Genomic DNA, 9277 nt, shown 5'->3' on the forward strand with positions numbered 1-9277 from the left:
TAATTGTACAAAATAAATCAATATGGAGGTAATAAAATGACTTTTTCAAATAATACAATTTTAATCTCAGGTGGTTCTTCAGGTATAGGGCTAGGTTTTGCAAAAAAATTTTTAGAATTAGGTAATCAAGTAATCATTACAAGTCGTTCTAAAGAAAAGTTAGATTCACTCGTAAATTCACATCCTAATCTTTATGGTTATATAGTGGATGTTGCAAATGTTGAATCAGTATATTCACTAAAAGAACAAGTTTTATTAGATTTTCCAAACCTTAACGTATTGTTTAATTCTGCAGGAATCATGAAATCTTTTGATCTATTTGATGATAATGTGAATCCTCAAATGTTACATTCAGAAATAAATACTAATTTAATAGGTACTATTAATATGACGAAAGTGTTCTTAAGTCATCTGATTAAACAAAATACCCCCTTAATTATTAACGTGTCAAGTGGTCTTTCCTATGTATCTTCTGCTGCCCATCCTATTTATTCAGGCACTAAATCAGCTGTACACATGTTTACTGATGCAGTACGTGAACAGGCTATTTATAAAGGATATAACCATTTAACGGTAATGGAATTAGTTCCACCATTAGTAGCTGAGACTAATTTAGAAGAACATGCTCCAATAGATGCACCTAACAATATGAAACTTTCTGATTTAATTGATCAAGGTATTGAAGCAATTCAACAAAAAGTAATTCGATTAGATGCAGGTTATGCAAAAGAAATGCATCGTCAAGCATTAAAAGATTCTGATACATTTACTCATACTACAGCTCAAGTAATGTTACCTAGATATTTTTCATAATCTATAAATTTGGCGACATTTTTTGCGCATATCTTTTCAACAGAAATGAGCACTTAAAAAAACAAATTATTCACATTATATTTTATAATATTGTTAAAGATTTTAATCAAGTGGCTTTTAATTTGCTTAAATGAGGCGTTTCTCTGAAAGAATTCGATATCTAGCATGAGCAGTCATTAAAGAGAGTGGCTATGATTAATATTTTAATAATCGAGCTAGTCATAGTTTAGTATATGAGTATATGAATCCCCATCATTCCAAAAAAGACCACGACAAATAATGTCGTGGTCTTTGACCTAAATTTAGAATATAGTATTTTGAACAAAACTAAGAGTTGGTATATTTTTAAAGACTTTTAAGAATATATTCATTATATGACTACTAAAATTTTACCGTTTTTAATATCTATTAAGCAATTTACAAGTTGTTCACTTATAAGTGAATTTCATTCTAGCAGTGCTTTTTCAATATTAATTACATCTGCATTTCATTTTAAATATAATAGAATCTATTTTTTGTTTTATTTGTGATAACTTTCTGCTTATCGATCGGTGATGCGGTTTATAAAGCTTGCAATAGATATAAATATTTTATATATTTTTAGAATATTTTTCTTTAAGTGTATTTTTCACCTAAATTCAGATCTATTCTTTATAATTTCATTTCTAATTGCACCTATACTCTCTTTATAAGATAGATATAGTTCAAGTCTATAATGATTAAAAAGCATCTTTTTTCTAAACTTATATACAAAAAGTCATAAATTTCTATTACTCCACCTAAAATCTCCAACAAAAAACCACCCTTGTTATCAGAGATAGATTAGGGTGGAAAAATAGAAATTTTAGTTTTCACGGATAGATAAAATGGGTGTTCATCAAATCCCTGTAGTTTAAATACACTATAATGTATTTATTAACACAATTATTCACAGTAATTTTATTAACGCAAAAATAATATCTCTAAAATTAACACCTTGCTTATTAGCAAGGTGCAAAAAAGAGTTATTAAATACTAGTTTAAATCAAATCTAAAACGGAGATAGTAAATTTAAACTATACAAATTATACCATTTATAATTGAACTAGTAAAATTATGCATTTAAAATTTTTTCATATCTTTAAGTTGCTTTAAAATAATTTCTCTTTGCTTTTCTAGTGAGATAGGATCATTATAAGCGGTATTTGAAGCATCTAAAGTAATAACATGCCCTTCTTTTACAGCTTTTAAATTTTTCCAATTATTAGTTTTTGTAAATTGTGGTGTTTCACCCATCGTTGCTAGAATAATATAATCTCCCGTATATTCAGTCAACTCTTCCTCTGAAATAGGGATACTGTATTCATTTTTTATTTTCTTATCTAGTTTTTCTGGCATACTCATGCCATAACCATCATAAATTATTTCAGTCCCTCTTCCTAAACTTTTACCAAATGCCATAAGGCCCTTCGGAGAAGATTGAATTACTGTTATAGTTTTACCATCTACTTTATTTCCTAAATCTTTTTTATCTTGCTCTAATTTCTCTTCCCAATCTTTAACCCATTTATCAGCTTTATCTTGCTCGTTTACAATACTACCTAATTCTTTAGTGACTTCTTTATAATCAGAATTCATAGAGTCTAGTTGAACTGTAGCAGCTATTTTTTTTAACTTTTTAGCATTTTTATCTTCTTTAGTTGTAATAATTAAATCAGGCTTAGTTTTAGCAATTTGTTCTATATTTTCTTGCCCAACCCTTGTAGCACCTTTAGTTGCTTCATCCAAAGTTTTATTTTGTTTAACAAAATCTAATACACCAACCGGTTTGTGGCCAAATTCAACTAATGCACCTATGTATGTAGGATGTAAAACAACTATTCTCTTTGGCTCTTTAGGTATCTTAACTTTTTTACCATCATCTTGTTTAAATGTTTTAGTATTAGAAGTAGAGTCAGATTTTGTTTCGTCAGACTTTTCTTTACCCTCATTACTTCCACAAGCAGCTAAAAATAGGACCAAACTTAGTGCGAAAACTATAAATTTTTTCATATCCATACCCTCCCTCAAATGAAAACCTTTCTCAATTAGAATATACTTTATTAATAAGAAAAGCAATGATTTTTCCAAAAATTTGTCAGTTTTATATTAATTAACCTTTTTTGATATAAAAATAACCCCACCACACAAAGTGATAGGGCAAATAATAAAGGAATAAAATTTACACTATAATATACATTAAAATTGGTAATGTAACTATGCATAACAGCGAAGACATAACAACATATTGAGAGGTTTCCGGACCTTTATCAGAATATATAGTTGCCAATGATGTATTAGTAGCACCAGCAGGCATACCTGCCGATAGAACCATAACACCTAAAATTAATTTATCTGTTATCAATGGACTTAAAATTATAAATACAAGACTGGGTATCACAATAAGCCGTACAAAACAAAATATATAGATATTTTTAGAAGCTATGAACTTTTTGATATTAATTAGTCCAAATAAAGCACCAGTAATAATCATAGATAAAGGTGCTGTCATATTACCTAACTCTTTTATTGCAGTAGCCAATGTATTAGGAAGTGAGAACCCTAATATAAGAAATAATATTCCAAAAAAAGATGCTAAAAGAGCCGGACTTAACAATGATAAAGAAATAGATTTGAAATCAACATCATTTTTATATAGTTTAATACCTAAGGTAAATAAAAATAAATTTGATATTGTATTATAAATAACTAATATAAATAAGCCTTTTTCACCATATAGTATACCTATAATAGGGATACCTATAAATAATATATTTGAGTATGTGCAACAGCCAATCCATACTTTTTTAAGGCCCATTTCCATACTTGTAAAGGAAACAAGCAATTTAGAAAGGAAAAAAGGAAAAGCTACTAAGAATAGGCTTATTAAAATTGTTGTTACAAAAAAATCGAAATTATATGAATCTATGTTAACATTGAAACTAGTTAATATAGCTGCAGGTAATACAATATTAGTTAATAAATTCGATAAACTGCTTATATGACTCTCATGAATCCAATACTTTCTACTGCATAGGAATCCAATGAGGAGAAACACTAATAATATTAAACATTGATTTATAACAGTTGTGATCATACTAATAAAGCTCTCAAACTACTCATAACGGATATATGTTACAGTTGTATTTAAATATTCTTCAAAACCATTTATACCATCTGCTCCACCAAGACCAGATTGACGCCATCCTGCATGATAACCCACGATAGCTTCTTCAGCCTCACAGTTAACATAAACTTCTCCAAATTTTAATCTTTCACTAGCTAACATAGCTTCTTTTAGATTCTCTGTAAATATATAAGAAGCTAGTCCATAATTAGAGTTGTTTGCTTCATCTAGAACTAAATTAAAGCTATCAAAGCTTACAACTGGTAATACAGGACCAAAAATTTCTTCTTTCATAACTATAGAGTCTTTAGAAATATTAGTTAAAATAGTTGGTTCATAGAAAAATCCTTTTCTATCCATAATATGTCCACCTAATTCGACAGTGGCACCTTCTATTATAGCATCTTGTACTTTTTTATTTATAGAGTTTAATTGTTTTTTATTGATAATAGCCCCCATTGTAGTATCTTCATCGTAAGGGTTTCCTACTTTAATTTTATTCATCTTATCTTTAACTACTGATAAAAACTCATCAAAAATAGTTTTATCTACATAAATTCTTTCTGGACATGTACACACTTGCCCACTGTTATTAATTCTTGCTTGTACAATATAATTAGCTGCTTTTTCAATATCAGCATTTTTGGTCACAATGGCAGGCGCTTTACCACCAAGTTCTAAGTTCACACCTTTTACATTATTTGCGGCACTTTTCATAACTGATTTACCTGCCCCCGTACTACCTGTAATTGAAACAAGATCAATATTTTCACTTTGTGATAATAAGTTTCCAACTTCTGCCCCAGTTCCTGTTATAATCTGAACTAATCCATTCGGAATTTCAGTATTTTGGATGTATTCAGCAATTTTAAAGGCACCAAATGGTGTTTCTTCACTTGGTTTAATAACAATAGAGCATCCAGTTACTAAAGCAGGTATCAGTTTTCTCATTAAAACGAAAATAGGTGCATTCCATGGAATAATACCAACGGTAGTACCTACTGGTTTTTTAGTTAATATAATTGTTTCATTCTCTACTTCACTTTGTAAAACTTCTCCGTTATTTTTTCTAGCTAAACTACACATATAGTTAATATAATCAATAGACTTTTCTATTTCACCTATAGCTGCATATAGTGGTTTACCTTGTTCTTCAACATAAGTTTTAGCTAATTCATTCTTATTTTTTTCTAATTGTTGAGCTAAATCTTGAACAATTTTAGCTCTTTTTACAATATTAACTTTCTCCCATTTTAATTGAGCTTCTTTTGCACCATTAATTGCAGACTTAGTATCTTCTTCATTTGCTAAAGTAATTGTATCGATTACCTCTTCTGTAACTGGATTAATAACTTCTAATTGTTTTGTAGACTTACTTTCTACAAATTGACCATTTATAAATAATTTATTCATATAATGACCTCCTTTTGATACAATATAACTCTAACGTAGTAATAAGTAAATACCGCTAAATAATTGATATAGTGTATTATTTAGCAGTATTATCAATAGGAGGAATGATTTAATTGATAGAATTTAATAATCAAAGTTTTAACTGTGAAAAAGAACTAGCTCTAAATGTTATTGGTGGAAAATGGAAACTCATGATTGTATGGGAATTATTACATAACGAACCACTCCGTTTAAACCAAATTGAAAAATTTATACCTAATGCACATCAACGAGTTTTAATTAATCAGTTGAAGGAATTAGAAAATGACAAACTTATAATTCGAACAGTTTATCCAGTTATGCCTCCAAAGGTAGAGTATAAACTTACAGAACTAGGAAAGTCTTTAGAACCTCTAGTAAAGGAACTCTATAAATGGGGAATTCACTTCTATAATCAATCAGAAAGATAAGAAAGTACTGAAATAAATTTAAAAACTTCCAAAAAATATAAAGTATGATATTTATATGAACTTAGTTATATTGAAGTTATGAAGAAACTCAATAGTTAAATAATCATTTTAAGAAACAATTCATAAAACTCAATTTATTTATTGATCCTGCTTGATTTAATTGATATTCTAACATTTCATTTCTTATTACTATATTATTCTCCATATTCTTTAAAAGTTGTATTAGATCAGTATATTTTTCTAAAGAAAACTGATTTTCTGTAGCAACATAATTGTCATTATGTTGTGTTTCTATATATCCTAAAATTAATAACCGATATTCAAAAGCTGATTTAACCGCATCTAAAATCTCATTCCCTTTATTAATATCTAAATATATATCGCACTTTTCATATAAAGAAGTAATCTGTTCTTTTGGAGAATTGGGAAATAGCGATACATTGGCATAACTGTTTAATTCCATTAATTTTTGTGACATCTCAGTTAATGCCACAATATGAAATTGATAATGTGGGAGGTTATTAACTATTTCTTCTAAATTAGGAATTTGATCAGAGTTTGTTAATGTTAATACATTCTTTGTATAGTGATTTTGACCTAAAAATTTATATACATAACCCGATTTCAACATTTGAGTTTTATGTTCCTCATCAATTAGTGAAATTAAACTATTAAATTCATTTTCGTTAGGTATAATCACTCGACAGCCCCGCAATTTTTTAGACAACATCAACTTCATATTTCCAGGTAAACTACCATTCGATTTCTCTTGCCAAAACAAATAATCATTTCCTTCAACCTTCAAATCATGTAATACTGCACATGGAATAGATAAAGAATTAATTAAGAAACTATCCATCGGAATATTAGCTACTTTTAAGAAAAAAATAACAAACTGCACTTTTGAATGAAATATATATTCTTTCTCTTGCCATTTTAAAATAATATCATTCGTTATAAAATTCTCTGTAATAATTTCTTGTTTCTTATCATTGAACCAACGTTTGATGATTCTACGTTGATTATCATCTACTATTAATTGAGCATACTTTAGACCATTCTTATTATAGTAGTCTATTACTTGAGTTTTGCTATGTTTATTTAGCCATTCTACACGTTCGACTATTCTAAAACCAAAATTCTTTTTATATATAATTCGCCCTTTTATTACACCCATGTTTTTAACTTCTGCTGAGTTATTATTACCTTCTATTTCCCAAAATTGTGGAATACTAATTTGGTTAAAAAACAATGCCTCTGTTAACTGATTTTGATTACATGCAAAAAATTGATAAGGTGTTAGTATATTTGGAGGTAGGAATCCATCTTCTTCAATCACAATAGTTTCATTATCAATCTCAACATTTTCAAATGTATTATATAGAACTTTTACTTTAGTATCGAATGATTCAAAAAGGTTAATCATATAGCACCTCCTCTATTAAATTAAACCATCTGTATTTAATATTTTGTGTTTTATAAGTTTCAGCAATCTCATAAGAATGTTGATGATAAGAAGCTCGATCACTTTCAAAAAATTTTATAATTGAATTAGCTAAGCTATCAACGATTTGTTTCTCAGAATGATTATTTATATTTATTGGTATTAAATATCCGTTTTTATCATCACTTATAAAAGTTGTATTACCATATTCAACTTTAAAACCAATCATTCCTAATCCTGAACCAATCGCTTCCATTAGAGTTAATCCAAACCCTTCGCTAGTTGAGCCAGATAAAAACAACTCATATTTTGAATACACATTTTTTAAATCTACATGTCCTAAAAGAGATATATAGTCACATGCATCATTTTCTTCAATAATTTTTTGTAACGTATTTCTTTGACCCCCTTCACCATAAATATCAAATTCAATTGAGTCTATTGATTTTTTGACAATAACTACTGCTTTAATCAACCAGTCTATATGCTTCTCAGAAGCTAATCTTGAAGCTGTAATAATAGAATTTGGCCTTCTACTTATTGGCTTTATAGTATTATCAATACTACCTACTGGGATAGTGTATATTATTGGATTAACATGATTATACTTTTTTAACTGTGTCATTAACAAATCTTTTTGTCGATCTGTTGCAGCTATATAAAAATCAATCTCCTTACTATTTTTAAACACGTATTCATAATGATTATTCCATAAAATATTTTCTTCTGAAGTTGAAGCTTCATTATAATGTTCTGCATGAATAACTATACCTAACTTGGATTCACCTTTATTTTGAATAATAGGTTGTGCCAATCCTTTAGAACGATCAACAATCACAATATCTTCGGGAGATAATCTCAGTGATTCCATAAAATAAGCAACAAATTCTTGTTTAGAATATAGGATTTTATCATTAAATATATACAATTCACTACTATCATTAATATATTCATTAAAAGCAATGGTTCCATCTTCATTATAGAATTGTCTCATATATATTTTTGCTTTTTTCTCATGTGGAGCATAATACTCAGAAAAAATTCTTGTATAAGAATAATAGTCTTTCCTAATTAATTTACCTCTTGATACAAATTCAGCGCGATCAATAAATGGCTTACCTTGTTCCTTTAAATAGCAAACGATATAAGTATTATCTATGTCATTAAATAGTTTAATAGTCTTGTTTTCTTCTACTTGATGAGTTATGTCCATATCAAGTGTTTTAATCAAGTCATTCACAGTATAAAAAGTTGGTGCAATTTTTATGTCAGTAAAATATTGATAAAGCCAAATAATTTCATCATCAAAAAAGCCTAAATGACTAGTCAAAGTCTGCAAATTTTCATGTGCAAAAAAGTCTAAAAATACAAACTTCAAAACCTCACTTTGTTCCCTTAACATCTTAGCTCTATATAATTGTGCATATTCAACTCCACTACTTGCCCAACCAATACCATAATTAATATTATAAATTGTCATACAAAGCTCCTTATTTCATATAAGATTTATTAAATAAATACTCTAAAAATACTAAATAACATAAAGCTTGCAATCATAAAAGTCCCTAGAAATTTTAAAGATAAAAATTGTTTCTTTTCAATAGATTGCTTTCCAGATTGTTTAAATCGAAGTAAGTCTTCTTCAATATCTTTATTAATTTCTTCTAATTCTTCATATTTATCCATAAACTACCTCCTCAATTTATTTTTCAACAATCTTACAATTTTCAAATATATTAAAAACAAGCTAAGAGAAAACTCTTAGCTTATTGATATGATGCTTTTAATTACGATGACTTATTATCATTACTCTTTTTTCTTCTACTTCTATATAATAATACACCACCAATAGTAGCAAGTAATCCACTCGTTAAACCTGCACGGTCTTCAGCTTCACCAGTATCTGGTAATTTATCCTTACCTATTACATTACTTTCACTTGTACTCAATGATTCGCTCGTACTTAATGATTCACTCGTACTCAATGACTCACTTGTACTTAATGATTCACTC

At 28.2% G+C, this 9277-nt stretch carries 9 protein-coding genes; 2 read left to right on the forward strand and 7 right to left on the reverse strand.

What is annotated here, in order from left to right; translation table 11 throughout:
• Positions 1-36 precede the first annotated feature (36 nt).
• Positions 37-813, forward strand: coding sequence for an SDR family NAD(P)-dependent oxidoreductase (locus tag CD035_RS00925; protein WP_048540333.1), 777 nt, complete (start codon positions 37-39; stop codon positions 811-813).
• A 1101-nt stretch (positions 814-1914) separates the two neighbouring features.
• Here the strand turns inward: CD035_RS00925 and CD035_RS00930 are convergent.
• From CD035_RS00930 to aldA, 3 genes are all read right to left on the reverse strand, one after another.
• Complete coding sequence (locus CD035_RS00930) at positions 1915-2844, reverse strand: ABC transporter substrate-binding protein (protein WP_048540332.1); 930 nt, start codon at positions 2842-2844, stop codon at positions 1915-1917.
• A gap of 169 nt (positions 2845-3013) precedes the next feature.
• Positions 3014-3928: an AEC family transporter gene (locus CD035_RS00935; RefSeq protein ID WP_048540331.1), complete on the reverse strand. Its 915-nt coding sequence runs from the start codon at positions 3926-3928 to the stop codon at positions 3014-3016.
• 18 nt (positions 3929-3946) lie between these two features.
• Positions 3947-5371, reverse strand: a complete 1425-nt coding sequence (gene aldA, locus CD035_RS00940; protein ID WP_048540330.1) for an aldehyde dehydrogenase — start codon at positions 5369-5371, stop codon at positions 3947-3949.
• 113 nt (positions 5372-5484) lie between these two features.
• On the opposite strand from aldA, the gene CD035_RS00945 reads away from it, so the two are divergent.
• The gene (locus tag CD035_RS00945) at positions 5485-5820 is read left to right on the forward strand and encodes a winged helix-turn-helix transcriptional regulator (protein WP_048540329.1); all 336 of its coding nucleotides are present in this window, start codon (positions 5485-5487) and stop codon (positions 5818-5820) included.
• 103 nt (positions 5821-5923) lie between these two features.
• On the opposite strand, the gene gtfB is transcribed toward CD035_RS00945, so the two are convergent.
• The 4 genes from gtfB to CD035_RS00960 form a co-directional block, all read right to left on the reverse strand.
• On the reverse strand, positions 5924-7246 hold the full coding sequence (gene gtfB / locus CD035_RS00950) for an accessory Sec system glycosylation chaperone GtfB (protein WP_048540328.1): 1323 nt from the start codon (positions 7244-7246) through the stop codon (positions 5924-5926).
• Complete coding sequence (gene gtfA, locus CD035_RS00955; RefSeq protein WP_048540327.1) at positions 7239-8744, reverse strand: accessory Sec system glycosyltransferase GtfA; 1506 nt, start codon at positions 8742-8744, stop codon at positions 7239-7241. Before gtfA ends, gtfB begins: the two co-directional genes overlap by 8 nt.
• Positions 8745-8773: 29 nt before the next feature.
• Complete coding sequence (locus CD035_RS13835) at positions 8774-8950, reverse strand: hypothetical protein (protein WP_167401692.1); 177 nt, start codon at positions 8948-8950, stop codon at positions 8774-8776.
• Between the two features lie 101 nt (positions 8951-9051).
• A partial coding sequence (locus CD035_RS00960) for an LPXTG cell wall anchor domain-containing protein (RefSeq protein ID WP_142383029.1) occupies positions 9052-9277 on the reverse strand: 226 nt, incomplete at its 5' end.

Source organism: Mammaliicoccus sciuri (genome assembly GCF_002901825.1).
GTDB lineage: Bacteria > Bacillota > Bacilli > Staphylococcales > Staphylococcaceae > Mammaliicoccus > Mammaliicoccus sciuri.

Bases quoted from the DNA above. Each gene is read 5' to 3' on its own strand.
- CD035_RS00925 (WP_048540333.1), top strand. From the start codon at position 37: ATGACTTTTTCAAATAATACAATTTTAATCTCAGGTGGTTCTTCAGGT.
- CD035_RS00930 (WP_048540332.1), bottom strand. From the start codon at position 2,844: ATGAAAAAATTTATAGTTTTCGCACTAAGTTTGGTCCTATTTTTAGCT.
- CD035_RS00935 (WP_048540331.1), bottom strand. From the start codon at position 3,928: ATGATCACAACTGTTATAAATCAATGTTTAATATTATTAGTGTTTCTC.
- aldA (WP_048540330.1), bottom strand. From the start codon at position 5,371: ATGAATAAATTATTTATAAATGGTCAATTTGTAGAAAGTAAGTCTACA.
- gtfB (WP_048540328.1), bottom strand. From the start codon at position 7,246: ATGATTAACCTTTTTGAATCATTCGATACTAAAGTAAAAGTTCTATAT.
- gtfA (WP_048540327.1), bottom strand. From the start codon at position 8,744: ATGACAATTTATAATATTAATTATGGTATTGGTTGGGCAAGTAGTGGA.
- CD035_RS13835 (WP_167401692.1), bottom strand. From the start codon at position 8,950: ATGGATAAATATGAAGAATTAGAAGAAATTAATAAAGATATTGAAGAA.